The organism is Lacrimispora sp. BS-2 (assembly GCF_040207125.1).
Taxonomy (GTDB): domain Bacteria; phylum Bacillota; class Clostridia; order Lachnospirales; family Lachnospiraceae; genus Lacrimispora.
In genome coordinates, this window is the sequence record NZ_CP157940.1 from 3,233,428 (window position 1) to 3,259,160 (window position 25,733).

A 25,733-nucleotide genomic window follows, 5' to 3' on the forward strand; every position below is an offset into this window, starting at 1 on the left:
GGCAAACCCCTTTTGTATTATATTTAAAAAAGCAGTTGCATTTTTTTCGTTCAGGGTGTATAGTATATAAAAATACAATACATAGTATTCAATACTACATTATAAGTTTCTATTTTCTACAAGGAGGGTTCCCATGAAAATTAAAATTAAAGATCCGGTCAGTGCCATCACTCATTTTATCGCCATGATCCTGGCGCTTATTGCCGCAATACCACTGCTTATTAAGGCATCAGCCGACGGAAGGCTCCATCTGGCCGCCTTAACGGTCTTTATCATCAGCATGGTCTTTCTTTACGCAGCCAGCACCATCTACCATACTCTTGATATCTCACCGAAAATCAACCGTCTGCTGAAAAAAATAGATCATATGATGATTTTTATCCTGATTGCAGGAACGTACACGCCAATCTGCCTGATCGTTCTGGGGGATAAGACCGGCTGGAGCCTATTGGCTCTGGTTTGGGGCATCGCTATTTCAGGAATTGTTATAAAAGCCTGCTTTATCATGTGCCCCAAATGGTTTTCGTCAAGCCTTTACATTGCCATGGGCTGGGTCTGCGTTCTGGCATTCTCAAAGATTACGGAAACCCTTTCATCTGCCGGATTTCTCTGGCTGCTTGCCGGAGGCATCATCTACACCATAGGCGGCATCATCTATGCCCTGAAGCTTCCTCTTTTCAATGCCAGGCATAAAAGCTTTGGTTCCCATGAGATCTTCCACCTTTTCGTCATGGGCGGAAGCTTATGCCATTATATCTTAATGTATCATTTTGTTGCATAACGCCGGAAAAACCGTCAGTCCCGCATACTCGCGGCATTGACGGTTTTTCTCATACAATCTCTCCCATCAGCTTTAACTTGTCCTTCCTGGAAAGCTTTTTAATGGCAGCTTCTCTGCGCATGGCTTCTTCCTTTGTGGAAAACTCCTCCCAGTAGGCCAGAACCACAGGTCTGCGGGCTTTTGTGTATTTGGCACCCTTTCCCTGGTTATGGGCTATTAAACGTTTCTCTAAATGGTTTGTCCAGCCGCAGTATAGGGTATCATCTGCACATCTTAAAATATAGGTATAATTCATGTTCTTTATTCTCCGGTATAAGGAAATTCAGGGTATGTAAACGGTAATAACGCCTTGCAATCACGTCACTACCGTCCAGGGTAACCTGTCATCTATCTAAAGCACCAGCTGGATGCGTTTTGGCGCCATCGATGGTTGAAGCTATAGCTTAGCTATAGTATATTATATAACAGGGCAAGCTGATATGTGAATAGCAATCTTTATCATACCCTTTTTTTTAAAAATCATTCAAACGCATAATCAATTATGCCAGGCAAAAGTGATACCTTCTGCCTGGCACTTCAATGAGGGAAATTTTCGTTTATGCCAATTCCTTTACAAGAATCAGCCGGTCGCCCGGTCTTACTGATTTGTCCGTCAATCCGTTGGTCGCTATGATAGTATCAATGGTCGTATGGAATTTTTTTGCAATATTCCAAAGGGAATCCCCAGGCTGCACAATATATCCCACGATTCCGGGAAGCTTCTGTAAGTTGTTCAAGTCCATGGGCGCTTCCGAAGCGTTTGTGATGATCTGCTCGCGGACCGGCTGCAAGGCCAGTAAGTCAAGGGAAATGGTCGATTTTACTTCAATGGTTCCTCCGCCCATCATAACGGCGCTAAGCTGCTCCAGGCCTGAATTCAGCTGGCAAACCGTCTGCTCATTGATTCCTGGGGCCTCAATCAGGAAATGGAAGGGGATATCCTCTACTGTAGACTGGATAGGCTGGGCATCGTCAGAGGTCATATAAAGGATCTGTACCTCTAAGACGCCTTCCACATGAAGTCCATCCTCCTTGACTTCCGTGTCATCGATTTTAACGATCCCTTCACTGTGGCATATCTGAAGGACCCGGTCCGCCTGATCCAGGCTGATCTTTTCTACAATCTTACACCTGCTCATATTTTTTGTCAGGATCTTATCAAAATAGACTTCCTCTGTCTGCAGCGTCAGTTCCCGATTGGTGGAATATAAATCGCTGAGCAGTTCCATATTCTCTTCCCTGTAAAGCTTCATATCCAGTTCAAGAGCCGAATCCACATCCATTTCCCGCATCTCACCGTCAGAATCCGGCTTTGCCTCTATATCCTTATGTATTATGTGGACCGTAATCAAAGGAACCATATCCTCGGTCATATCCGGAACATCCAGTTCCCCTGAGAACGGAATGCTTTCCTCCACCCACTGGATGGGTGCGCCTTCCCCTTCTCCCTGGTAAATAACAAAGACCATAAGTTCCCCGTCAAGGATCATCTTCCCATCCATGGGCCTGATGGCAACGCCTCTTAACTTCATTTCGGTCCATAAGATATGGTCAATGTTCGGCTTGTTTCCTGACAGGGTAATGGTATCCTTGATCCGGAATGTATCCTTGTGGCGGAGGGCAATGGATGCCACATCCAGATTGCGGCGGAGGGTTTCCACCATGGGTATATCTGTTACCGGGCCTCCCGTGTCCACTTCCACGGCAGCGTTTATATCGCAGGCAGTTTCCACCTTCACCTTAAGCGATACGATTGCCTTAACGCTCAGCTTCCTGGAATTAATGATCCCGGCATTTAAATCCTCAAGCTCCCACCCCAACTGGACAAAATCCTTTTCCTCCAGTCCTGGCACATTGATGGGCTCCTCAAAGTTAATGCTTCCTGAAAGGGTCTGAATCCCTCCTTCCGCTCCCCGGTAGAGGATCATGAAATCCATCTTGCCCCGGACCACGACTCGTTCTGTCTGGACCTTTACAGAATCAATGGTAATATCGCCGGAACTTAAAATAATCTGATCCACATCATCCATACTGTCCGGGACGATGAAGTCATCGTCAAGAGTTATCTGAGATGCGGCATATCCTTTCCAACGATTCATATGTATGTTTTTCTTCACCAGCTCCAACATAAAAAAGCACCTGCCTTACCTTCTTTATTCCTTTAAGAAAGTTTATGCAGGTGCATGTTTCATTATACTTTTTTTGTTATCATTCCCGGACTTCCTGAAATATAAGAGGCTTTTAGCCTTCTATTCCTCAATATTTTCCTCCAAAGAAGCCTCCGTCTGATGGGAATCTTCCTTTTCCCGGAAGGAAGACAGCTCTGTCTGCAGCTTAGACAGCATTTCTTCCAGTTCCCTGACCCGTTCCTCCATCTTGCAGTAGTGATCCATGGTCACCAGATTGCTTTCCCTCTTTGGAAGGGGTACGCCATCTATCTTAACCGGGCGGGCGGGAATTCCCACCGCCGTCACATTGCTTTCCAAAGGCTTTAAAAGCACGGCATTTGCCGCTATGGTACAATTATCCCCTACCTCAAAGGACCCCAGAATCTTAGCCCCTGATCCCACGGTCACATTATTTCCAAGAGTTGGATGGCGCTTTCCCTTATTAAGTCCTACGCCGCCTAAAGTCACTCCCTGGTAAATCGTACAATTATCCCCCACCACCGTAGTTTCTCCAATCACCACTCCGCAGCCATGGTCAATTAAAATCCCATGACCCAGCTGTGCGCCGGGATGAATCTCGATCAGTGTAAAAAATCTTGCCAGCTGGGAAATAAACCTGGCAATAAAAAACATCCTGTGCTGGTAAAACCAGTGGGCAAAGCGATGCCAGATCAGTGCATGAACTCCCTGATAGAGCAAAAGCACTTCAAGCTTGCTTCTGGCCGCCGGATCCCGCTCTTTTACTGCCGTAACATCAAGCCATATATCCTTTAATATCATATTACCCTTCCTCTTCTCCTTACAGCCTATTCCTGTTTGAAGTAGTATATCATATGACGGCTTAAGAAAAAAGGGGAATTTTATGTTTTATTACCGCAAAAACAGCCGTCCCGCTTTTACTGTCTGCGAAACGGCTGTTTCATTTTTCTCTCCTACTGAAACACCACCGGAAGCTCCGACATCTCCGTTCTGATAACGATGAAGGGATAAGAGGCTTCCGTCCCCGTGACCTCTCCCTTTTCCGGTCCGATCAGTTCCGTGTTCAGGACAATGGAATTATCTGTCAGATAAAGATCATTTACTGCGATGCTATATCCCCCGCTTGCCTGCTTTCCGTGACCGACCACTATGTAAAGGTTCTTATCATCGCTGTAGGTCAGCTTAAAGGGCGACTGCTGCTTCTCAGCAATGATCTGTTTAAGTTCCTGCGGAATATCCGCGTCAGCTACCACGGTAAATTCCAGATCCCGCACTTTATCACCATTATCCTTGTTTAAGTTACACCCGCTCAAGGTACGTACCACCAGTACCCACATGGCCAGGCTGAAAAAAATCATCCATTTTCTGCTAAACAGTCTCTTCATAGCACACTCCCCAACTTATTTATTATTACTATATATATGGGGAACTAACGGATTTTATGAAGGGATTTACACCTTTTTACGGACCGGGATCCAAATTTCGCTCCTATATTCCTCAGAGGTGATATCCCCCTCAGGATACCATTCCAGCTGTGGTCCGTCCGTCATCTCATAGCCGGAGGATGGAAACCACTCTGTAAAGATCCGTTTCCATATATTCTGCTGCCCCTCCGGCAGCCTGCCCACGCATTCAAAGATCACGTATTGGCCGGCCAATCCACGCTCTTACCTCCCGCTCTCTTTGATAGCCTCAGTATAATATAGCTTCCGGATATTATGGCAACTTTCCCTGCACAAAAAAGCGGGTTTAAGATTTTCCAGTGATTTCCCCGTACATCTTAGGCCTGCGGTCACGGAAAAGCCCCCAGTTTCTCCTGTCAGCCATCATCTGGTCAAGGTCAAAGGAAGCGCATATCACGCCTTCTTCCTCCCTGTTCATAGAAGCTATGACAGCCCCGGTATTGTCCGTAATAAAGGATGAGCCATAAAATTTAAGGGAAGAACTTTGATTCCCATTGGATTCACATGGAACAACAGATTCCACTCCAATCCGGTTTGCCGCAACGACCGGAATGATATTGGAAGCAGCATGTCCCTGCATGCAGCGTCTCCAGTGCTCCATGCTGTCACAGTCCAGGATCGGTTCGCTTCCAATGGCAGTAGGGTATAAGATCAGCTCCGCTCCCTGTAAAGCCAAGCACCTTGCTGTCTCCGGAAACCACTGGTCCCAGCAGATTCCTACACCTATTTTCCCGTACATGGTATCAAATACCCGAAAACCGGTATCCCCGGGAGTGAAATAAAATTTTTCCTGATAATAATGGTCATCAGGGATATGAGTCTTCCGGTATATCCCAAGATTTGTCCCATCTCCGTCAAGGACTGCCACCGAGTTGAACATGGTATTTCCTGATTTCTCATAAAAGCTGACAGGAAGAACCACTTGAAGTTCGGCCGCAATCCTGGCGAAATGCTTTACAGCCTGGTTCTCCTCTGCCGGTTCTGCGTATTCATAAAAATCATACTGCCTCTCCTGACAAAAGTATTGCCGTTCAAACAGCTCCGGAAGGAGAATGACCTTTGCCCCCTCCCCTGCTGCCTGCCTAACCAGTCTTTCCGCATTTGCAATATTCTTCTGAACGTCATCGCAGCACCTCATCTGAACTGCTGCCACTGTTACCTCTCTCATGAAAATCTCCTTCCGGTATGGTTTCTATAGGGCGGATGCCGGACGTTCATAATTCGGCGGTATTCTGTCCGCTAAATTATGAATGGCATGGCTTAACTACAACGGGATTTGTTGTGTGATGCAGTGAATATTTCCGCCTCCCACAATAATATCTCTGGCATACACCGGATAGATTCTTCTCTCAGGGAAGCATTCCCCTAATATCCGTACTGCCTCTTGATCATGGACATCTCCAAACTGGGGAACAATCACCCCTTTATTGGATATGTAAAAATTCACATAGCTGGCAGCCAGGCGCTCTCCTGCCTCCCTTTCATCCTCTCCCGGCTCAAAGGAAAAGCCTGAAAGCTCCTCTTTTGTAATGCAGACCGGTTCTTTGGGTATGGGAAGCCTGTGAATCTTAAAATACCTTCCCGCTGCATCCGTCTCCTGTTCCAGTATCCTCAAATCAGCCAGGGACATTTCATACTGGGGATCATCCTTATCATCCGTCCAGGCTAACACAACTTCCCCCGGCCGGACAAACGCACAGACATTATCCACGTGCTCATTGGTTTCATCCTGATAGATGCCTGCTTTCAGCCAGATGACCTTAACAGCTCCCAGATAGCTTTTCAGCTGTTCTTCAATCTGGATTTTAGAAAGAGACGGATTCCGCCCGGCGCTTAAAAGGCAGGCTTCCGTCACTAAAATCGTGCCTTCCCCATCGGAATGAATGGAACCTCCCTCCAGGACAAAATGCCCTGCATCATAAACCGGATAGCCGAACCGCTCACAGAAACGCCCTGCAAGAAGGTCATCCTTTTTCCAGTCAGGATACAGCCCGTCAAAGGTTCCTCCCCAGGCATTGAACCGCCAGTCGATCCCCCTGACTTTCCGTTCCTTATTGACCACAAAGGTTGGCCCCACATCTCTTGCCCAGGCATCGTCAGATTCCATGACAACCACCTGGATCCGGTCCGAAAGCATCTCCCTGGCGCTTTCCTTCACATCCGCCTCTGCCAGCATGATCACCTGCTCGCTGTCTGCAATGGCCTCCGCGATCCTGGCAAAAGCCTCCCTGGCCTTTCCTGCCCCAAAGGGCCAGGAGCCGGGCCGTTTGGGCCAGATCATAATACAGCCCCAATGAGGCTCAAATTCTCCCGGCATGTAAAATCCGTCTGCCGCCGGAAGGCTTTTTAATTTTTCCATAGTTTGTCTCCTAATGAATCAAGTGTCCTAGGCCAGCCTGTTCTTAAAGTCCTCATAGCCGAACCTTTTTATGACACGGCAGTCTCCCCCTTTATCCATGATGGCAATGGCAGGAAGGGGCATCCCGTTAAAGGTATTGTTCTTCACCATGGAATAAATGGCCATATCCATAAAATACAATTTATCCCCGGGCTTTATTTCCCTGTCAAAGGAATAATCTCCGATCACATCCCCTGCCAGACAGGTACAGGAAGACAGCCGGTAGGTAAAGGCCTTTTCACCCGGTTTCCCGCTGTCCTTTAAGGGCGGCCGGTAGGGCATTTCCAGCACATCAGGCATATGGCAGGCTGCAGATGCATCAAGGATCAAAGTCTTTATCCCGTTTTCCACCACATCCATAACCTCTGTCACCAGGTACCCTGCATTTAGTGCCACCGCCTCCCCAGGTTCCAGATAAACCTGCAGGCCATATTTCTCCTGCATTCTCTTAATGCAGGCTTCCAGCAGCCCGATGTCGTAATCTTCCCTGGTAATATGATGTCCTCCGCCCATGTTCAGCCAGGACAATCCGGATAAATACTTCCCGAATTTTTCCTCCACCGCATCCAGGGTCTTTTTTAAATCATCGGAATTCTGCTCACACAAGGTATGGAAATGGAGCCCTGATATCCAGGGCAGCCATTCCTCCTTAAAAGAATCAATGGAAACGCCAAGTCTTGAGCCGGGAGCGCAGGGATCATAGATTTCATGGCCCTCCTGGGTGGAGCACTGAGGATTGATCCTGATGCCGGCACTTACCCCATTTAACCCATCCTTATACTTCTCAAGCTGTGAAAAAGAATTAAATACAATGTGATCACAGATCTCTACCAGCTCTTTAAAGTCCTCTTCCTTATAGGCAGGGGCAAAGACGTGGTTTTCAAGCCCCATCTCCTCCCTTCCCAGCCTGGCTTCATAAAGCCCGCTGGCCGTAGTTCCGTCAAGATACCTGCTTATAAGACGGTACTCTGCAAAGCAGGAAAATGCCTTCTGGGCCAGAAGGATCCTGCACCCGGTATTTTCCTTTACCTGCTTTAAGATTTTTAAGTTCTTCTCCAGTCTGGCCTCATCGATCACATAACATGGGGTCTTAAGCTCTTCAATCCTCATTCTTTTCCTATCTCCATACCGTAACAGTTTCCGGGTCCTCACATACCACCCACGGAAGCCCCCATTTGTTTAAAGCCTCCATATAGGGATCCGGGTCAAACTCTTCCACATTAAATACTCCCGGCTTCTTCCACTGGCCGGTTAATACCATCAGGCTTCCGATCATGGCCGGAACTCCGGTGGTATAGGAAATCGCCTGGGATTCCACCTCTTTATAGCATTCCTCATGGTCGCATACGTTGTAGATGTAAATGGTCTTTTCCTTTCCATCCTTTACTCCTGTAAAGATACAGCCAATATTGGTCTTTCCTTTGGTTCTGGGACCAAGAGAAGCCGGGTCCGGAAGAAGGGCCTTTAAAAACTGGATGGGCACGATTTCCTGTCCGTTAAACTCTATGGGAGAAGTAGAAAGCATGCCTACGTTTTCCAGGCACTTCATATGAGTTAAATAGCTCTGTCCAAAGGTCATGAAGAAACGGATCTTCTTTACACCGGGAATGTTCTTAGCCAGGGATTCGATCTCCTCATGATGAAGCAGGTACATGTCCTTTTCCCCTACCTCAGGGAAATTGTATCTGGATTTGATCTCCATTGGCTCTGTCTCGATCCAGCGGCCATCCTCCCAGTAAGAACCGTTAGAGGATACTTCCCTTAAGTTGATCTCAGGGTTAAAGTTGGTTGCAAAAGGATACCCATGATCCCCTCCGTTGCAGTCTAAAATATCAATGGTATGAATCTCATCAAAATAGTGCTTTAAGGCATAAGCAGAAAATACGCTGGTAACTCCAGGGTCAAATCCGGTTCCAAGCAGTGCAGTGATACCTGCCTTCTCAAAACGCTCCTTATAATCCCACTGCCAGGAATAATCAAAAAGGGCGGTAAACCCAAGTTCTTCACAGCGCTTCTCATAGATTGCTCTCCACTGCGGATCATCGGTATTCTCAGGCTCAAAGTTGGCGGTATCAATATAATCCACCCCTGCTGCCAGGCATGCATCCATAATGGTTAAATCCTGATAGGGAAGAGCCACATTTAACACGGCATCCGGCTTATAATCCTTTATAAGGGCAATCACCTCTTCCACCTGATCCGCATCAACCTTAGCAGTCTCAATCCTTGTTTTTGTTGTTCCCGCAAGCCTATTCTTTAAGGCATCACATTTCTCCTTTGTTCTGCTTGCAATACAGATGTCTGTAAACACCTCGCTGTTCTGACAGCATTTGTGGATTGCCACAGAGGCAACCCCTCCACAACCGATAATTAATAATCTGCTCATTCTTTTTCCTCCTCTTTCAGTAAATCTTCCACGTATTTAGGCAGCATGAAAGCTCCCGTATGAAGATTCGTTGTATAATACCAGGTTTCAATTTTTAACTGATTCCATAGTTCAGGCTTAAAATCATTGATGGGATGATACTTTTTTGAAGCAAACCCAAACAGCCAGTACCCTGACGGGCAGGTGGGAATATGGGCCTGATAAACACGGCTTATTGGGAAGGAACGGAATACCTTCCGGTGCATGCTCCGACAGGCCGCCTCATCCTCATCGTAAAAAGGGCTTCCATGCTGATAAACCATGATGCCGTCGCTTCGCAGCGCCTTGTAGCAGCTTCCGTAAAATTCCTTGGTAAAAAGCCCCTCCGTATGTCCGAAAGGATCCGTGGAATCATTGATGATAAGGTCATACTGTTCTTTTTTGCTTCTTAAGAAACGGAGCCCGTCATCGTAATAGACCCTGACCCTGGGATCATTAAGGCCACAGGATACCTCTGGAAAAATATCCCGGCACACATCCACAAACAGCTTATCCGTCTCAACCACATCTATGGACTGAATAAACGGGTACTGCAAAAGTTCCTTTGCCACCCCTCCGTCGCCTCCGCCGATGATCAGCACATCCTTTACATTGGGATGGACTGCCATGGGAACATGTGTTACCATTTCATCGTAAATAAACTCATCCTTTTCTGAAAAAACAATATCTCCATCCAAAGACACAAACTTTCCAAATTCCTGGGAGTCGAATACGTCAATTCTCTGGTACTCACTTTCACCGGAAAAAAGCTGTTTATCGATCCGCACAGAAAGCTTTACATTGGAAGTGTGAAATTTTGAAAACCATATCTCCATCTTTTCCTACCTCTCCCTTTCCTGGACCTGCTCCTTTAATACCATCAGCCGTTCCACTGCCGGATCCTCTGTTCCCTGCATGGAGCAGCCTATTTCCCTGGCATAAATGATGTACTCCACCACCTCTTCCGTAATCATCTCCCCCGGCGCCAGAATGGGAATTCCCGGCGGATAGCACATGACAAACTCGCCGCTTATCCTTCCCGCAGATTCTCCCACCGGTACGGATACCTTTTGGGAATAAAATGCTTTCTGAGGCGTTACCGCCACTTTAGGAGCTATATATTCTCCTGACAGCATTCCTGTCCGGTCCTTTTTATAAAGGCGTTCAATATCTGCCAATGCTCCCACCAGACGTTCAATATCCTGGATCCGGTCGCCGATGGAAATATAGGCAAGAAGATTACAGATATCCCCGAATTCAATCTGGATATCATATTCATCCCGGAGAAGGTCATAAACTTCAATTCCCGCCAGCCCATTTTCCAGCGTGTAAACGGAAAGCTTTGTCACATCGTAATCAAAAATACTGGTTCCATTGATCAGATCCCTTCCATAGGCATAATAACCGCCGATGGAATTGATCTCTCCCCTGGCGTACTCCGCCATTTCCACCACCTTTGCAAAGGACTCTTCCCCCCGCAGAGCCAGGTTCCTTCTGGATATGTCAAGGCTTGACAAAAGCAGGTAAGAAGCGCTGGTGGTCTGGGTCAGGTTTATGATCTGACGCACATAATCCCCATTCACTCCCTTGTTTAAAAGGAGAAGGGAGCTTTGTGTCAGGCTTCCTCCTGACTTGTGCATGGAGACCGCCGCCATATCCGCGCCCGCTTCCATGGCTGAGACCGGAAGACCCTTTCCAAAATAGAGATGGGTTCCATGGGCTTCGTCAGCCAGGACCTTCATCCCATGGGCATGGGCCAGCCGGACAATGGAACGGATATCAGAACAGATTCCGTAATAGGTAGGATTATTAACAAATACTGCAACTGCATCAGGATTTTCCTGAATCGCCTTTTCCACCTGGCTGATTTCCATTCCAAGGGAAATGCCCAGCATGCTGTTTACTTCAGGGTTTACATAAATCGGGACTGCCCCGCATAATACCAGCGCATTTAAGGCACTCCTATGGACATTTCTTGGAAGAATGATCTTATCCCCTGCCTTGCAGACAGACAGGATCATGCTCTGCACAGCCGACGTGGTTCCTCCCACCATCAAAAAGGCATCTGCCGCCCCAAAGGCTTCTGCTGCCAGCCGTTCTGCATCCCGGATCACAGACACCGGGTGGCATAAATTATCAAGGGGCTTCATGGAATTTACATCAAGCCCGACGCACCGTTCTCCCAAAAGCCGGGCAAGCTCCGGATTTCCTCTTCCCCGTTTATGACCCGGCACATCAAAGGGAACTACCCTCTTTTTTTGAAATATTTCAAGAGCTTCATAAATAGGCGCCCTCATCTGATCTTCTTTGTTCATATGGCTCTTACCTCTCCTTGTCACGGGAATGTTACACCCTCTTTTGTCGCTGAAACGTAAGTGGCACCTTATTGGCGCAGATTTTTTTCATAGCAAAAAGGCAGATGATTATTCATCACCTGCCTGCAATTTCATGAATGGTATTTCCAGTAAGGGCATTTTGCCCGTCATTTATTCATGATAATTATCGTCTTCGAGTCTACATAGCAAATATGTTGTCCCTGCTATTATTGATCGTTTCACAAGTGATGTGCAATCGCACGGATTATAAAGTAATCAACTTATAAAATTTGAGCTTTTAACTCAATCAATAATGTGGTTTCCCACGCTCGGCAGCTGACCCGCCTGTCCGTCTGGGCTTAACTTCTTACGAAGTGGTCAATATTTGCATGAAAACGATAATGTCTCTTCATACCGGGGTAAAGAATAACATATTTTACAGCTTCATGTCAATAATAATTTTACTTTTTCTTGAAAAACAGCCGCTGACAGGAATCAGTATCATCCCCATCAGCGGCTGTTTTTCACTTTTTAGTCCTATCCATTCTTTTTGCTGCACATCTGAAGGCGATGCTGATATTTCTCCTTGGTGGCAAGACCGCCTCGTATATGACGCTCGGATTTGTTAATATCAAGAATCACTCTGGCCCGGGCTGCCAGAGACGGATTGATGTGTTCCAAACGGTCCGTAACATCTTTATGTACCGTAGATTTGGATATCCCAAATTTCTTCGCTGTCTGCCTCACGGTCGCATGATAGTCTATGATGTAGTTGGCGATCGCAACCGCGCGTTCTTCAATATATTCCTTCAAGAAAATCCCCCTGCTAGGACGTTTTTACATACTTATGCAGGAGGAGTGGCAAGTATGAATGGTTATCCCCACTGTTTTCAGATGAAATTTTTTCTAAAAAACGTTGTTTCAGACTTCTCAGCCTGCAGACAGCGCCACACACTAATTTATGGAAATGGTTTATATTTTTCTATTTTGTAACTGCCATATATACCTCAGATTTGCATATCCACTTTTGTCAGATACAGCATTTTTCCAGAACGGCACGCTGGTCTACGGATACTGTCATGCATTCCGGCATTTTCCCTGTAAGCTGCTGACTCCTTTTATCAGGCTGCTGTGTTCCCACATACACCTTGTACGTACCGGCTTCCATTACCAGGTCTCCATGTTCATCCCTTAAGGCAAAGGCTTTGTCGGAAAGGGTCACCTGCAATTCTCTTTCCTGCCCTGGCTCCAGCTCTGCCTTTAAAAGTGCCTTAAGCTGAGCGTTAGGCGTCCCCGGTGCGCAGGACTTTACATATACCTGCAGAGTTTCCGCTCCCTTCATAAGGCCTTCGTTCTTTAACACTGCCTTTATGGTTATTGTATCTCCTGCCCCTATCCGTTCCCTGCTTAAAACAGATCAGGCATCCCACTTCTTGCTTCCAATGGCGCATATATTGCTTTAAAATATAAAATCCTCTTACAGGAATGCACCGTAAACCCGGTTTTCCCATAAGAGGAATTGTTTTTTAATTTGTTCCTTAACCTTCCGATTCATATGCCTGGTGTCTGATCTTTCTGTAATTACTTGGTGAACAGTGTTTTATCTTCTTAAAGGTACGGTTAAAGGCGCTCATGGATGAAAAGCCGGAGCCCATGGCAACATCTGTAATGCTCATTTCCCTTGTATTATACAAAAGCTCCTCCGCCCTTTTCACCCGTCTGGAGTTTAAGTCTTCGTAAAAGGTCATATTCATATACTGTTTAAAGATCCGCTGATCCGGGCCCCTTCCCCCAACGTTATATTCTCCATGAAGTGCTGATTAATATAGGTGCAGGCATTCATGACAGCTTCAAAATACTCCTGCTGCTTCATGGTATGGATCTTTTTGCCGGCCCCATCCCGGCACACTTTATTTCTCCCTAATTCCACATAAATCTCAATAAGTGCCGCATAAATGGAAGCTTCCCGAAAACCACTGTTTCCCCCATATTCCTCAATTATTTTATCAAGCTTTTTCTTAATAGACCCATAAAGGGAACCCTTGTCCTTTTTTCTTAAAAATATGAGGAGGGATCATGTGCAGCAGGGTCTCCATCTCCTTTAAATGGTAAACGTTCCTCCCCTATTATGGCCTCATATCCGCCCTTTGTCGGCATGATCATTTCAATTCCTCCATGCCAGTGTTCCGGATAATCCTCAAAATTCGTATTATGATACAGACGAAATCCTAATGGGCATTCATAATGAATGGTCTCATGTATTCCGTTTAATATTTCAATCATAAAATTCCCCTTTTTTAACCCTCTTTTTTAAAGGCTACTCCATGCCCATTCCTCAGTCAATACTATTTTTTGCGATTTGTAGAGATTAAAGAATTATTGCATAAAAAAATGTCTGACTTTTCTCTGATATACTAGTGTTTAAAATTCAAATTCCCATTGACTCATTGGTTAATTCCCACTATAATTTAATATGTCATTGTGCATATATTTCCAACTTTAACATAAAAAGGAATTTGAGGAACAGAAAGAAGAGACTGCGTTTTAGTCTGTTGAGGTGAAAGAATTGATTTATCTTCCTATTGAGAAATTGACTGAAGGTATGGAATTAGCCCGAAACATCCCGGGGTTAAACCCAATGCTTCCTTTTGCGGTAACTGGCTGCAAGCTGAGTGATCGTATAATCAGCCGCATGAAAACCATCGGAGTACAAGGGGCTTATATCTGCACAGCACTTACGGAAGGCATTGAACCAGAAGATTTCGTAGAGCCGGAGCTAAAGGCCAAAATGCTGACAAGCATCCGCGATGTCTTTGACCTGAGTTTACAAAAATTTACCTTTCAGTCCAGCAGACAGGCTTACGAAGAAATCGCTAAAGTGGCAGAATCCGTTGTTATGAATGTTCTGAATAAGGACAAGTATCTTTTTCAGATGATCGATATCAGGGATTACGACGGGTATACTTATTCACATAGTCTTTATGTAGGCATTTTAAGCGTTTTATTAGGAAAATACATCGGACTTTCCATTTCCAATTTAAATGATTTGGCCCTCTGCGGCCTTCTTCATGACATTGGAAAAACGGATATTCCAATTGATATTACCAACAAACCTGGTCCCTTAACCAGCGATGAATTTGAAATCATGAAGCAGCACCCCACCCTTTCCTACAAAAAACTGGGCGAAAATATCATAATTTCCCAAACAGTATTACAAGGAGTCCAGACCCATCACGAAAAATATGACGGAAGCGGATATCCCTTTGGCCTTTCGGGCAAGGATATCCCTCTTTATGCCCGTATCCTGGCCATTGCGGATGTATATGACGCTCTCAATTCCACCAGGCCCTACCGGAAAGCATGGTCTCCCAGAAGGATTTTTGACTATCTTACCAGCTGCTCCAACACTCATTTTGACCCAGAACTGCTGACAGCTTTCCTTCATTGTGTTTCCGCATATCCCATCGGCACCATTGTCCACCTCAGTGACGGGAGTTCAGCAGTTGTTAAAGATAACACGCCCGGATTTGCTCTGCGCCCCATTATCCGTTTCATCAGTCCTGCTGTGAAAGCAGGAAGAGATGTAGACTTGTCCTGCGAAGCTCTCAATCTCACTATTGTCGACGATGACTGATGACGATCCTCTTCCTCCATCAGCATGGGACGGGCTTTTTTTACTTTACGGAAAAAGCCCGCTCTCTTTTAATCAGCTCCAGACCTGTGTTTTAGATTCTACCGTCTGGCCGCTTTTAAGGGCCTGCTCCATAAGTATCCTTACATAGGCATCCTGCAGCCCTTCTGAAAGGGGATAAACCTCCACACCTTCCTCTATAAACCGTCTCATTCCAAGCATAAGAGTTCCTATGGCCGTCTCATCCTGAGGAAGCCCTTCTGTCTTTCCCAACCCATAAAAAGGATTCCGGTAAAGCAGTTCCTGTCCCATGCAGATTTCACTCATTCCACTTCCTGTATCAAAGGGATCTTTCATGATCTGATACTCTCTGAACCGGTTGTCTTCCCCTACATAACGAAGCGTCCAGTCATCCAGTTCCCCTTTCCCTCCCTGAACGTTTAAATGGCGGCTCCTGATCTTGGAATGGTACTGTATGCCGTTAAAATCATAAAAGGCTGTTTTTCCGCCTTCAAATTCAAAGGTCAGCCTGACCCGTTCTCTCTCACTCACCCTGCCATCCTCAATAAACCCGTACCTGGAATCCGTCTCCACCACCGGATACAGAAATTTTTTTCCGTACAGTTTCATATTCTCAAAACCAGTCCCTAAAAGACGACGGATTAAACTGGCTCCATGGTAGTCGTGGACTGCGGAGATATTAACCATATACGGATCTCCAAGATATCCCCGATTCACGATCTCAATAGCCGCATGAAAGGCCGGATATTCAAAATACTGCTCCGCTACCTGGATTCTGGCCCCTTCCTGGGTGCGAAGACGCCAAAGTTCCTGCAAATCTCCTAATTCCATGGCAGCAGGAGTCTCGCAGAGCACCGGATATCCTTTCAGCGCCCATTCTCTTGTCACCTGAAAAATAGAAGCTTTGTTTACAGCCACTACAACAAAATCCGGGTTTTCCAACCGGCATTCTTCCGGGCTTGTCACGGCCCTGATCCCGGTTTCCTCCTGCATTTTCTCCGCCTTTTCTTTTGTCCGGCAAAGAAATGCTGCCAGATTAAAACAATCCGGATAAGCTTTGGCTATCCTGGCATAGAACAGGGATCTCCAGCCGGAACCCACTACAATAAAATTAAGTGGTTTCATAAATAATTCCCCTTACTACCTGTAATTTCCTTTGGTTTCCTGTTCTAACATATATGATAAAAGTTCTTTGCAGCCTTCATAAACATCTTCATAGGTACGGTCAAAATCCCCGGTATACCACGGGTCTGCAATATCCCTCGGATCAGAAGAAAAGTCCAGAAGCCGCTTTACCTTCCCCTCCGGGTCTCCGCCCAGAATCCGAAGCATATTTGTTACATTCCGCTGTTCCATACCAATGAGGTAGTCGTATTTGCCATAATCCTTCCGGGATAACTGCACCGCATATTTTCCATCTGGGGAAATTCCATGTTCCTTAAGCTTTTTTCTCGTTCCAGGATGTACCGGATTCCCGATTTCTTCTGTACTTGTAGCTGCTGACGCAACATAGAAACGATTGCCTAAATGCTCCTTTTCTATCATATCCTTCATAACAAACTCAGCCATGGGCGATCTGCATATATTTCCATGGCAGACCATTAATATACGGATGACATCCTGTTCTCTCTTCATTGCATACATCTCCTTAATTCTTTATAAGGTTATAAAGCTGGACTACCGTCTTAATTTACCCCGGAACACCTTTTGATGCAATATAATTTTTCATATTTTATTTTTAAATTTCATTTACAAATAAAAAAAGCGCAAATCCAAACCTGGATTAACGCTTTAAAATTCCGTGCTATGCACCATTACCTGCTGCATATACCCTCAAAACCACACATTGCTACATATCTATCTTCATCCATTCTTCCTCTTACCTAAACCAACCTGGTTAAGCCCTCGACCTATTAGTGACAGTCAGCTCCACATGTTGCCATGCTTCCACCTCTGCCCTATCTACCTCGTCGTCTTCAAGGGGTCTTACTCTTGCGATGGGATATCTCATCTTGAGGGGGGCTTCACGCTTAGATGCCTTCAGCGTTTATCCCTTCCCGACTTGGCTACTCTGCCATGGCTTTGATAGCCAACAGATACACCAGAGGTCAGTCCATCCCGGTCCTCTCGTACTAAGGACAGCTCCTCTCAAATATCCTACGCCCACGCCGGATAGGGACCGAACTGTCTCACGACGTTCTGAACCCAGCTCGCGTACCGCTTTAATGGGCGAACAGCCCAACCCTTGGGACCTACTACAGCCCCAGGATGCGATGAGCCGACATCGAGGTGCCAAACCACTCCGTCGATGTGAACTCTTGGGAGTGATAAGCCTGTTATCCCCAGGGTAGCTTTTATCCGTTGAGCGATGGCAATCCCACTTTATACCACCGGATCACTAAGTCCTAGTTTCCTACCTGCTCCACCCGTCGGTGTCGCAGTCAAGCTCCCTTATGCCTTTGCACTCTTCGAATGGTTTCCGTCCATTCTGAGGGAACCTTTGAGCGCCTCCGATACCCTTTCGGAGGCGACCGCCCCAGTCAAACTCCCCGCCTGACATTGTCCCCCAGCCAGGTCATGGCTGCAGGTTAGAAATCCAATACCGCAAGGGTGGTATCCCAACATCGGCTCCACAGAGACTGGCGTCCCTGTTTCATAGCCTCCCACCTATCCTGTACATGCAGTACCGAATCCCAGTATCAAGCTGGAGTAAAGCTCCATGGGGTCTTTCCGTCCTGGCGCAGGTAACCAGCATCTTCACTGGTATTTCAATTTCACCGGGTGCATTGTTGAGACAGCGCTCAAATCATTACGCCTTTCGTGCGGGTCGGAACTTACCCGACAAGGAATTTCGCTACCTTAGGACCGTTATAGTTACGGCCGCCGTTTACTGGGGCTTAAATTCAGAGCTTCGCGTTGCCGCTAACCCCTCCTCGTAACCTTCCAGCACCGGGCAGGCGTCAGCCCATATACCTCACCTTTCGGTTTTGCATAGACCTGTGTTTTTGCTAAACAGTTGCTTGAGCCTATTCTCTGCGGCCTGGTTTCCCAGGCACCCCTTATCCCGAAGTTACGGGGTCATTTTGCCGAGTTCCTTAACAATGCTTCTCCCGCCGGCCTTAGGATTCTCTCCTCATCCACCTGTGTCGGTTTACGGTACGGGCACATATCACACAATAGCGGCTTTTCTTGACAGCCCCTACAAAGACTTCCCTACTTATGTTCGGTACGCGTCACACCTTCCTGTTGCTGGGCGGATTTGCCTTCCCAGCCAGTCCAGTGCTTGCCCCGGTCTTTTCATTCCCGGGTTCTTCTTCGGTTCTGTGTCCCCACAGTTCTGATGATATGCGGTACAGGAATTTCAACCTGTTGTCCATCGACTACGTCTTTCGACCTCGCCTTAGGCCCCGACTTACCCAGAGCAGATCAGCTTTACTCTGGAAACCTTAGATATTCGGCCTGGAGGATTCTCACCTCCATCTCGCTACTCATTCCGGCATTCTCTCTTCTTAACACTCCACATCTCCTTACGGTAATGCTTCTGTGCGTTAAGAATGCTCCTCTACCAATGTGTATAAATACACATTCCACAGCTTCGGTGTCGTGTTTCAGCCCCGGACATTTTCGGCGCAGGACCTCTCGACTAGTGAGCTATTACGCACTCTTTGAATGTGTGGCTGCTTCTAAGCCAACATCCTAGTTGTCTGTGAAATCCCACATCCTTTTCCACTTAACACGCACTTTGGGACCTTAGCTGGTGGTCTGGGCTCTTTCCCTTTTGACTACCCAACTTATCTCGTGCAGTCTGACTCCCGTACATCATCTGGCCGGCATTCGGAGTTTGATATTCTTTGGTAAGCTTTGACGCCCCCTAGGAAATTCAGTGCTCTACCTCCGGCAGACTAATACGAGGCTAGCCCTAAAGCTATTTCGAGGAGAACCAGCTATCTCCGGGTTCGATTGGAATTTCTCCCCTACCCACACCTCATCGCCACCCTTTTCAACGGATGTGCGTTCGGTCCTCCATTTCCTTTTACGGAAACTTCAACCTGGACATGGGTAGATCACCCGGTTTCGGGTCTACCTTTACTGACTCATTCGCCCTATTAAGACTTGGTTTCCCTTCGGCTCCACACCTTAAGTGCTTAACCTTGCCAGTAACGGTAACTCGCCGGACCGTTCTACAAAAAGTACGCAGTTCCACCTTTAACGTGGTTCCACAGCTTGTAAACACAGGGTTTCAGGTTCTCTTTCACTCCCCTCCCGGGGTCCTTTTCACCTTTCCTTCACAGTACTATGCGCTATCGGTCACTAAGTAGTATTTAGCCTTGGGGGGTGGTCCCCCCGAATTCCCACAAGGTTTCTCGTGTCTCGTGGTACTTTGGATCCTGCTCGCTGACTATTGCTTTCCCATACAAGGCTTTCACTTTCTATGGCCGGTCTTTCCAGGACCGTTCTGGTAACAAATCGTCTCACTTATTGCAGTCCATAACCCCAGTATGCACGCATACTGGTTTAGGCTCCTTCCATTTCGCTCGCCGCTACTTTGGAAATCGAGTTTTCTTTCTTTTCCTCCGGGTACTTAGATGTTTCAGTTCCCCGGGTTCCCGACGTATGGCTATTTATTCACCATACGACAACTGAGGTTTGCTCAGCTGGGTTTCCCCATTCAGATATCTCCGGATCAAAGGATATTTGCTCCTCCCCGAAGCTTTTCGCAGCTTATCACGTCTTTCATCGGCTCTTAGTGCCAAGGCATCCACCCTGTGCTCTTTATAGCTTAACCAATTCGATGTTCACCTGCGGGTGCGGGCTACTGATCTAAGATACATAGCGTTGTATCTCTGGTCTTAGGTTGTTATTTCACCGTACGTTACGGTTACTTTAACGAGTTTTGTTTGGTTACATCGTTCGATGTAACACCTCGGATGTCTTGATATTGTCTTTATACTTTGACATATAAAAACTTTATCTAGATATATTTCAATATGTGGTTTTCAAGGTACATGCGTGATGCAACATGAAGTGTTATTAACATACTTCATAACAACATCACCTGACTGAAGTTTATCAGTCATTCGCTTGCTCGATGGACTCGAACCCACGAATCACTGGTAAAAACCAGCTATATAAAACAGCACTGCCCTGCTGAATCAGGTTAACATGTTCTTAAACACAGGCTTCGCTTTTCCCTCCGCCCATTGGAACATGTCCGTTCTATATAAAACACTCGCTAGAGTGATTTTTTTTAAGTAATCTGGCACCCACCTGCTCTCCCATGCCGTTTCCAGCATAGTACCATCGGCCGCTTAAGTCTTAACCATCGTGTTCGGGATGGGAACGGGTGTCTCCCCTAAGCGCATCGGCACCAGAAATCTTTTGTCTTTCTTGGTGTTTCTATTATTCTTTTTTATTTCTTTGAAAACCAAAGACTCAACAGTATATAAAACCCTTACTTCTTCTTCCTTAGAAAGGAGGTGATCCAGCCGCACCTTCCGATACGGCTACCTTGTTACGACTTCACCCCAGTTATCAGTCCCGCCTTCGGCAGCTCCCTCCTTACGGTTGGGTCACTGACTTCGGGCGTTACCAACTCCCATGGTGTGACGGGCGGTGTGTACAAGACCCGGGAACGTATTCACCGCGGCATTCTGATCCGCGATTACTAGCGATTCCAGCTTCATGTAGTCGAGTTGCAGACTACAATCCGAACTGAGACGTTATTTTTGGGGTTTGCTTAAGATCGCTCCTTTGCTTCCCTTTGTTTACGCCATTGTAGCACGTGTGTAGCCCAAATCATAAGGGGCATGATGATTTGACGTCATCCCCACCTTCCTCCAGGTTATCCCTGGCAGTCTCCCCAGAGTGCCCAGCTCTACCTGCTGGCTACTAAGGATAAGGGTTGCGCTCGTTGCGGGACTTAACCCAACATCTCACGACACGAGCTGACGACAACCATGCACCACCTGTCTGGAATGCCCCGTAGGGAAGGCCCCGTTACGGACCGGTCATTCCGATGTCAAGACTTGGTAAGGTTCTTCGCGTTGCTTCGAATTAAACCACATGCTCCACCGCTTGTGCGGGTCCCCGTCAATTCCTTTGAGTTTCATTCTTGCGAACGTACTCCCCAGGTGGAATACTTATTGCGTTAGCGGCGGCACCGAAGAGCTTTGCTCCCCAACACCTAGTATTCATCGTTTACGGCGTGGACTACCAGGGTATCTAATCCTGTTTGCTCCCCACGCTTTCGAGCCTCAACGTCAGTTACAGTCCAGTAAGCCGCCTTCGCCACTGGTGTTCCTCCTAATATCTACGCATTTCACCGCTACACTAGGAATTCCACTTACCTCTCCTGCACTCTAGCAACACAGTTTCCAAAGCAGTCCCGGGGTTGAGCCCCGGGCTTTCACTCCAGACTTGCATTGCCGTCTACGCTCCCTTTACACCCAGTAAATCCGGATAACGCTTGCCCCCTACGTATTACCGCGGCTGCTGGCACGTAGTTAGCCGGGGCTTCTTAGTCAGGTACCGTCATTTTCTTCCCTGCTGATAGAGCTTTACATACCGAAATACTTCTTCACTCACGCGGCGTCGCTGGATCAGGGTTTCCCCCATTGTCCAATATTCCCCACTGCTGCCTCCCGTAGGAGTTTGGGCCGTGTCTCAGTCCCAATGTGGCCGGTCACCCTCTCAGGTCGGCTACTGATCGTCGGCTTGGTGAGCCGTTACCTCACCAACTACCTAATCAGACGCGGGTCCATCTCATACCACCGGAGTTTTTCACACCGTACCATGCGGCACTGTGTGCTTATGCGGTATTAGCAGCCGTTTCCAACTGTTATCCCCCTGTATGAGGCAGGTTACCCACGCGTTACTCACCCGTCCGCCGCTCAGTCAATTTTAATTCCGTCCGAAAACTTCCTTAAAATCGCTTCGCTCGACTTGCATGTGTTAAGCACGCCGCCAGCGTTCATCCTGAGCCAGGATCGAACTCTCAAATTTAAGCAGATAGTCTTTGAAAGCGGTCGGTGATTTGTAGAAAAGTCTGTTGAAAGCTTGCTTTCATAAGGACTTTTTTGCGAATCTCCGAACATTTGCGAAGCAAATGGTAGCGAATGAAGCAAAGCTTCATGAGCGTACCGCTTGGACTTGCCATTCGGTTCAATCCGGGGTCAAAATCAACTAACTAGCTAATTTATTTCCCGTTTTACTTGTTGTTTGGTTCGTATACAATTACTTGTATTCGTTCTGAATTTTCTCATTCAAAGTCATCAAACATGACTTGTTTTATTAGAATTTTCAGGGTTTTACATACTGTTCAATCTTCTGTTTTCAAAGTGCTTTTTCCTGTGTCGCTGTCTCAGCAGCAACTTTTATAGAATATCATAACTGGTTGTTTCTGTCAATCTTTTTTTGAATTTTCTTCAAAACTTTTTTCATCGTTCACCGATGTGTCTTAGAAGAAATGTGCCGCCGTTTTCAGCGGCGAGTTATATCATACCAAAGCATTCGACAAAAGTCAACAATAAATTTGATTTTTTTTATTTTTCTTGAAAAATAAAAGTTTCAATATATTTAATATAATTAAAATGGGGTCCGGCCCTTAGAAAAGGGTAGAACCCCAGGTTTAAATCTCTAGCTTCTTTTTCCGCAGCATTTCTTATATTTTTTTCCGCTTCCGCAGGTACAAGGATCGTTGGGATAGATTTTCGGAGGATTCTTGCGCTGGGCAGATACTGTCTCCAAGCCCTTCATTACCATTTCATATGGCTTGTGGCCTCTGTTTAACACCATCCTTGTATGATTCCATACATCAGTGATAATGCTCGTGAACTTTTCCAGATGTTCTTCTGATTCAAACATGATCCCGGCAGCCTCGATTCCATCCACAACTTCCTGAAGCTGTCCTCCCATACTGATCTCCGCCTGAACCTGGCGCAGCAAATATGGAATCCTTTCATCCGGAACGTTCATTTCGTCCGTCAGGAATTTGCTCAGCCGGCTTAATTCTCCGGTCATTAAAAAGCCCTCATTGTCCGCCATGAAACGGATTTCCATCTGGGTAGGGATATAATAAGGAACCTTTTTCTGCATCTGCAGCAATTCTTCAACGCCCTTTTGCTCTGCCAGCGCCTCATCCACAAGGTTTCCATCAATATACCTGACCCCAGGACGGTATGAATGAAGAAGCTCATGGGTATGTAACAGTTCCTCCAGAGAAAGCTTCTTATCTTCATATTTATTAAAGGTTTCCAGCAGAACCGGCGGCGGAGTAACGGCATAGAGGGAATTGGCCGCACGGATATAATCTCCGATTGTGCTAAACCGCTCACGCTCTTCCTTAAATTCCGGTGTATTAGCCTCTTCATATGCTTTTATAACCTCTTCAGCAATCATAAAATGATTATCAGGTCCTGCAGTTACATAGCCTCCTGCGTAAAGATAATCCATTTCTCCCACTTCAAAGGATGGCACCTGGAAATCATCTGCTGCCAATTGCTCAAATAACTTTATTTCTGAATTACGGGCGCAAAGGAAATAACGGCTCATTACCTTCTGATCCAGAATATGAGCTATGGTCCGTTCCGCCAGCTCTTCCTTTTTAAATTTGGAAAGCCCGCTCATACCGTGTCTCTTTGCAATCTCAAGGATGCTGCTTTTATCATAGCAGTCATAAATATCTGCTATATGAACTTCTTCCGATGCAGCATCAAAACCCTGATTCAGAAGTTTATTGACGGCAGACATGTCGTATTCTTTCAGCTCTTTTGAACCAGACTCCAAAAGTTCATAATATCCGGCGATGCCACCGCAGTTTTCCGGAATACAATCTCCTTTAAATTTTACAACCTGAGCCCAGGTTTCCTTATAATCAGCCACCACATCTTCTACCTGGATGGTTAATTCCCAGTTTTTGTCAAGGCCGTAGGTATATGTAAATTTGCCCGTACCGGATACCAGGCTGTCAATGATTTCATCACTTAAATGATATTGAAATTTCTGGGACCAATTCTCTTTTCCCGGAACTACCCGAACCCCTTCAGAACGGAATTCAAATTCATACAGGTGCTCATCGGACCAGCAGAATGCTGTCTGAATCATCTGGTGCAGCTTTCCAAAGGTTATCCCTTCCGGTACCAGAACCCTTCTCCAAATCGGCGGCTTGCTGCCTTTGATCGTGATTTTCAGTTGATATGCTCCCATGAAAACGCCCTCCTGTCTTGTATCCTTTGTATCCGTTCTTAAATTACGGAATGATTTTTATATTTCTACTATAAAATAAGCGCACGTTACAATTTACCATATTTCTTCCTGTTCTGTCCAGTCCATCCCGCTAATTTTTGCAAAGGAAAGGCTGTTTTTTGTAATTATGACAACTTTTTCAGTGCTGAAACAGCTTCTCCTCTTAAATAGAGGAATTTCGTTTTCTCATTCTGCAGATACTAATAAGAAGAAAAAAGGGAAACCGGCAGGCTTTACACAAGCTTTACATTTTCTATACTAAAACATGATATCAGAAAGATTTCCCTGCTGATATACTCCATGATGTAAGCGAAAGCAATTTTAAAGAGAAAAGAGGAGAAAGTAAATATGAAAAAAAACTTTGTTAAGGCAATTGCATTAGCTGGTATGGCAGTTCTAACAATGGGAACTTTAGCCGGCTGCGGCAGCAAAAATACTGAGACACAGGCTCCTGATACAAAAGCCGAGGCTGATACTACAAGCGGGACAACCACAAAAGAAGATACGTCTGCTAATTTAAAAGGCTCTATCAGCATGGTTGGTTCTACCTCTATGGAGAAATTCGCAACCGCTTTAAGTGAAGTGTTTATGGAAAAATATCCGAGTGTTACCGTACAGGCCGAATTTGTAGGATCCGGCGCAGGAATCGAGGCCGTCAGCAATGGTTCTGCAGATATCGGTAACTCTTCCCGTAATTTAAAAGAGGAAGAAAAAGCAAAGGGCGTTGTTGAAAATATCGTTGCAATCGACGGAATCGCCGTTGTCTCTGATCCGGCCAATACCGTTGAGAATTTAACAAAAGATCAGCTGATCAACATTTACAACGGCACAACTACTAACTGGAAGGACTTAGACGGAGCAGATCAGCCGATCGTTGTTATTGGACGTGAGGCCGGCTCCGGTACAAGAACTGCTTTTGAAGAGTTGTTAAAGTTGGAAGATGCCTGCAAATACAGCAATGAGCTGGACAGCACCGGTGCAGTTATGGCAAAGGCCGCTTCCACTCCAGGCTCCATTGGCTATGTTTCTCTGGACGTTCTAGATGACACCGTAAAAACTCTGAAACTGGAAGACAAAGAACCTACACCGGAAAACATCAAGGCAGGTTCCTACATCTTAAGCCGTCCCTTTGTTATGGCTACCAAAGGAGAAATATCAGAGCAGAGCGATCTGGTAAAAGCATTGTTTGACTATATCCATTCTGATGAAGGAAAGGATTTAGTAAAAGCCGTTGGTTTAATCCCGGCAAACTAATTGAAAAGAAACTCTTCTTATACTGCATAACGATAAT

At 46.2% G+C, this 25,733-nt stretch carries 22 protein-coding genes and 3 rRNA genes; 3 read left to right on the forward strand and 22 right to left on the reverse strand.

Annotation, left to right across the window (positions count from 1 at the left end; all coding sequences use genetic code 11):
* The first annotated feature begins 133 nt into the window (after window positions 1-133).
* Window positions 134-781 (forward strand): hemolysin III family protein, encoded by a 648-nt coding sequence (locus ABFV83_RS15140; RefSeq protein WP_349944955.1) that lies wholly within the window; start codon window positions 134-136, stop codon window positions 779-781.
* A 49-nt stretch (window positions 782-830) separates the two neighbouring features.
* On the opposite strand, the gene ABFV83_RS15145 is transcribed toward ABFV83_RS15140, so the two are convergent.
* The 16 genes from ABFV83_RS15145 to ABFV83_RS15220 form a co-directional block, all read right to left on the reverse strand.
* Window positions 831-1,076 carry a GIY-YIG nuclease family protein gene (locus tag ABFV83_RS15145; protein WP_089991903.1) on the reverse strand — a complete coding sequence of 82 codons (246 nt, stop codon included), beginning with the start codon at window positions 1,074-1,076 and terminating at the stop codon, window positions 831-833.
* A gap of 301 nt (window positions 1,077-1,377) precedes the next feature.
* On the reverse strand, window positions 1,378-2,949 hold the full coding sequence (locus tag ABFV83_RS15150; RefSeq protein WP_349944957.1) for an SPOCS domain-containing protein: 1,572 nt from the start codon (window positions 2,947-2,949) through the stop codon (window positions 1,378-1,380).
* Between the two features lie 120 nt (window positions 2,950-3,069).
* The gene (gene cysE / locus ABFV83_RS15155) at window positions 3,070-3,768 is read right to left on the reverse strand and encodes a serine O-acetyltransferase (protein ID WP_349944958.1); all 699 of its coding nucleotides are present in this window, start codon (window positions 3,766-3,768) and stop codon (window positions 3,070-3,072) included.
* Window positions 3,769-3,920: 152 nt separating this feature from the next.
* Window positions 3,921-4,352 carry a protease complex subunit PrcB family protein gene (locus tag ABFV83_RS15160; RefSeq protein ID WP_349944960.1) on the reverse strand — a complete coding sequence of 144 codons (432 nt, stop codon included), beginning with the start codon at window positions 4,350-4,352 and terminating at the stop codon, window positions 3,921-3,923.
* Window positions 4,353-4,418: 66 nt separating this feature from the next.
* Window positions 4,419-4,625, reverse strand: a complete 207-nt coding sequence (locus ABFV83_RS15165; protein WP_349944961.1) for a GyrI-like domain-containing protein — start codon at window positions 4,623-4,625, stop codon at window positions 4,419-4,421.
* 91 nt (window positions 4,626-4,716) lie between these two features.
* The gene (aguB, locus tag ABFV83_RS15170) at window positions 4,717-5,598 is read right to left on the reverse strand and encodes an N-carbamoylputrescine amidase (RefSeq protein WP_349944963.1); all 882 of its coding nucleotides are present in this window, start codon (window positions 5,596-5,598) and stop codon (window positions 4,717-4,719) included.
* A 96-nt stretch (window positions 5,599-5,694) separates the two neighbouring features.
* Window positions 5,695-6,789: an agmatine deiminase gene (gene aguA / locus ABFV83_RS15175; RefSeq protein WP_349944964.1), complete on the reverse strand. Its 1,095-nt coding sequence runs from the start codon at window positions 6,787-6,789 to the stop codon at window positions 5,695-5,697.
* Between the two features lie 27 nt (window positions 6,790-6,816).
* Window positions 6,817-7,938: a carboxynorspermidine decarboxylase gene (gene nspC / locus ABFV83_RS15180; RefSeq protein ID WP_349944965.1), complete on the reverse strand. Its 1,122-nt coding sequence runs from the start codon at window positions 7,936-7,938 to the stop codon at window positions 6,817-6,819.
* A 7-nt stretch (window positions 7,939-7,945) separates the two neighbouring features.
* The gene (locus tag ABFV83_RS15185) at window positions 7,946-9,214 is read right to left on the reverse strand and encodes a saccharopine dehydrogenase family protein (protein WP_349944967.1); all 1,269 of its coding nucleotides are present in this window, start codon (window positions 9,212-9,214) and stop codon (window positions 7,946-7,948) included.
* On the reverse strand, window positions 9,211-10,068 hold the full coding sequence (gene speE, locus ABFV83_RS15190) for a polyamine aminopropyltransferase (RefSeq protein WP_349944969.1): 858 nt from the start codon (window positions 10,066-10,068) through the stop codon (window positions 9,211-9,213). Before speE ends, ABFV83_RS15185 begins: the two co-directional genes overlap by 4 nt.
* A 6-nt stretch (window positions 10,069-10,074) precedes the next feature.
* Window positions 10,075-11,547 (reverse strand): aminotransferase class V-fold PLP-dependent enzyme, encoded by a 1,473-nt coding sequence (locus ABFV83_RS15195; RefSeq protein WP_349944970.1) that lies wholly within the window; start codon window positions 11,545-11,547, stop codon window positions 10,075-10,077.
* A gap of 537 nt (window positions 11,548-12,084) precedes the next feature.
* Complete coding sequence (spoIIID, locus tag ABFV83_RS15200) at window positions 12,085-12,360, reverse strand: sporulation transcriptional regulator SpoIIID (RefSeq protein WP_054740364.1); 276 nt, start codon at window positions 12,358-12,360, stop codon at window positions 12,085-12,087.
* Window positions 12,361-12,577: 217 nt separating this feature from the next.
* Window positions 12,578-12,889, reverse strand: a complete 312-nt coding sequence (locus ABFV83_RS15205) for a fibronectin type III-like domain-contianing protein (RefSeq protein ID WP_349944972.1) — start codon at window positions 12,887-12,889, stop codon at window positions 12,578-12,580.
* Window positions 12,890-13,085: 196 nt separating this feature from the next.
* A complete protein-coding gene (locus ABFV83_RS15210; RefSeq protein ID WP_349944974.1) occupies window positions 13,086-13,295 on the reverse strand; it encodes a helix-turn-helix domain-containing protein in 210 nt (69 codons plus the stop codon).
* A gap of 2 nt (window positions 13,296-13,297) precedes the next feature.
* Window positions 13,298-13,477, reverse strand: a complete 180-nt coding sequence (locus ABFV83_RS15215; RefSeq protein WP_349944975.1) for a hypothetical protein — start codon at window positions 13,475-13,477, stop codon at window positions 13,298-13,300.
* Window positions 13,478-13,602: 125 nt separating this feature from the next.
* Window positions 13,603-13,830, reverse strand: a complete 228-nt coding sequence (locus tag ABFV83_RS15220; RefSeq protein WP_349944977.1) for a hypothetical protein — start codon at window positions 13,828-13,830, stop codon at window positions 13,603-13,605.
* Window positions 13,831-14,149: 319 nt separating this feature from the next.
* On the opposite strand from ABFV83_RS15220, the gene ABFV83_RS15225 reads away from it, so the two are divergent.
* Entirely contained in the window at window positions 14,150-15,181 is a 1,032-nt protein-coding gene (locus ABFV83_RS15225) for an HD-GYP domain-containing protein (RefSeq protein WP_349944978.1), read from the forward strand.
* Between the two features lie 72 nt (window positions 15,182-15,253).
* Here ABFV83_RS15225 and ABFV83_RS15230 read toward each other — a convergent pair whose 3' ends face one another.
* The 6 genes from ABFV83_RS15230 to ABFV83_RS15255 form a co-directional block, all read right to left on the reverse strand.
* Entirely contained in the window at window positions 15,254-16,324 is a 1,071-nt protein-coding gene (locus tag ABFV83_RS15230; protein WP_349944979.1) for a Gfo/Idh/MocA family oxidoreductase, read from the reverse strand.
* Window positions 16,325-16,339: 15 nt separating this feature from the next.
* Complete coding sequence (locus ABFV83_RS15235) at window positions 16,340-16,834, reverse strand: low molecular weight protein-tyrosine-phosphatase (RefSeq protein ID WP_349944981.1); 495 nt, start codon at window positions 16,832-16,834, stop codon at window positions 16,340-16,342.
* A 258-nt stretch (window positions 16,835-17,092) separates the two neighbouring features.
* Window positions 17,093-19,985: ribosomal RNA gene (locus tag ABFV83_RS15240) — 23S ribosomal RNA — on the reverse strand.
* A gap of 469 nt (window positions 19,986-20,454) precedes the next feature.
* Window positions 20,455-20,572 (reverse strand): 5S ribosomal RNA (gene rrf / locus ABFV83_RS15245).
* Between the two features lie 97 nt (window positions 20,573-20,669).
* Window positions 20,670-22,201 (reverse strand): 16S ribosomal RNA (locus ABFV83_RS15250).
* Together the 16S, 23S and 5S rRNA genes form the textbook arrangement of a ribosomal RNA operon.
* A 633-nt stretch (window positions 22,202-22,834) precedes the next feature.
* Window positions 22,835-24,403, reverse strand: a complete 1,569-nt coding sequence (locus ABFV83_RS15255) for a plasmid pRiA4b ORF-3 family protein (protein WP_349944982.1) — start codon at window positions 24,401-24,403, stop codon at window positions 22,835-22,837.
* Window positions 24,404-24,790: 387 nt separating this feature from the next.
* On the opposite strand from ABFV83_RS15255, the gene ABFV83_RS15260 reads away from it, so the two are divergent.
* Window positions 24,791-25,696, forward strand: coding sequence for a phosphate ABC transporter substrate-binding protein (locus ABFV83_RS15260; RefSeq protein ID WP_349944983.1), 906 nt, complete (start codon window positions 24,791-24,793; stop codon window positions 25,694-25,696).
* Window positions 25,697-25,733 lie beyond the last annotated feature (37 nt).

Excerpts from the sequence above, each read along its gene's own strand:
- ABFV83_RS15140 (WP_349944955.1), top strand. The coding sequence starts at position 134 with ATGAAAATTAAAATTAAAGATCCGGTCAGTGCCATCACTCATTTTATC.
- ABFV83_RS15145 (WP_089991903.1), bottom strand. The coding sequence starts at position 1,076 with ATGAATTATACCTATATTTTAAGATGTGCAGATGATACCCTATACTGC.
- ABFV83_RS15150 (WP_349944957.1), bottom strand. The coding sequence starts at position 2,949 with ATGTTGGAGCTGGTGAAGAAAAACATACATATGAATCGTTGGAAAGGA.
- cysE (WP_349944958.1), bottom strand. The coding sequence starts at position 3,768 with ATGATATTAAAGGATATATGGCTTGATGTTACGGCAGTAAAAGAGCGG.
- ABFV83_RS15160 (WP_349944960.1), bottom strand. The coding sequence starts at position 4,352 with ATGAAGAGACTGTTTAGCAGAAAATGGATGATTTTTTTCAGCCTGGCC.
- aguB (WP_349944963.1), bottom strand. The coding sequence starts at position 5,598 with ATGAGAGAGGTAACAGTGGCAGCAGTTCAGATGAGGTGCTGCGATGAC.
- aguA (WP_349944964.1), bottom strand. The coding sequence starts at position 6,789 with ATGGAAAAATTAAAAAGCCTTCCGGCGGCAGACGGATTTTACATGCCG.
- nspC (WP_349944965.1), bottom strand. The coding sequence starts at position 7,938 with ATGAGGATTGAAGAGCTTAAGACCCCATGTTATGTGATCGATGAGGCC.
- ABFV83_RS15185 (WP_349944967.1), bottom strand. The coding sequence starts at position 9,214 with ATGAGCAGATTATTAATTATCGGTTGTGGAGGGGTTGCCTCTGTGGCA.
- speE (WP_349944969.1), bottom strand. The coding sequence starts at position 10,068 with ATGGAGATATGGTTTTCAAAATTTCACACTTCCAATGTAAAGCTTTCT.
- ABFV83_RS15195 (WP_349944970.1), bottom strand. The coding sequence starts at position 11,547 with ATGAACAAAGAAGATCAGATGAGGGCGCCTATTTATGAAGCTCTTGAA.
- ABFV83_RS15205 (WP_349944972.1), bottom strand. The coding sequence starts at position 12,889 with ATGAAGGGAGCGGAAACTCTGCAGGTATATGTAAAGTCCTGCGCACCG.
- ABFV83_RS15210 (WP_349944974.1), bottom strand. The coding sequence starts at position 13,295 with ATGACCTTTTACGAAGACTTAAACTCCAGACGGGTGAAAAGGGCGGAG.
- ABFV83_RS15220 (WP_349944977.1), bottom strand. The coding sequence starts at position 13,830 with ATGATTGAAATATTAAACGGAATACATGAGACCATTCATTATGAATGC.
- ABFV83_RS15225 (WP_349944978.1), top strand. The coding sequence starts at position 14,150 with ATGGAATTAGCCCGAAACATCCCGGGGTTAAACCCAATGCTTCCTTTT.
- ABFV83_RS15230 (WP_349944979.1), bottom strand. The coding sequence starts at position 16,324 with ATGAAACCACTTAATTTTATTGTAGTGGGTTCCGGCTGGAGATCCCTG.
- ABFV83_RS15235 (WP_349944981.1), bottom strand. The coding sequence starts at position 16,834 with ATGAAGAGAGAACAGGATGTCATCCGTATATTAATGGTCTGCCATGGA.
- ABFV83_RS15255 (WP_349944982.1), bottom strand. The coding sequence starts at position 24,403 with ATGGGAGCATATCAACTGAAAATCACGATCAAAGGCAGCAAGCCGCCG.
- ABFV83_RS15260 (WP_349944983.1), top strand. The coding sequence starts at position 24,791 with ATGAAAAAAAACTTTGTTAAGGCAATTGCATTAGCTGGTATGGCAGTT.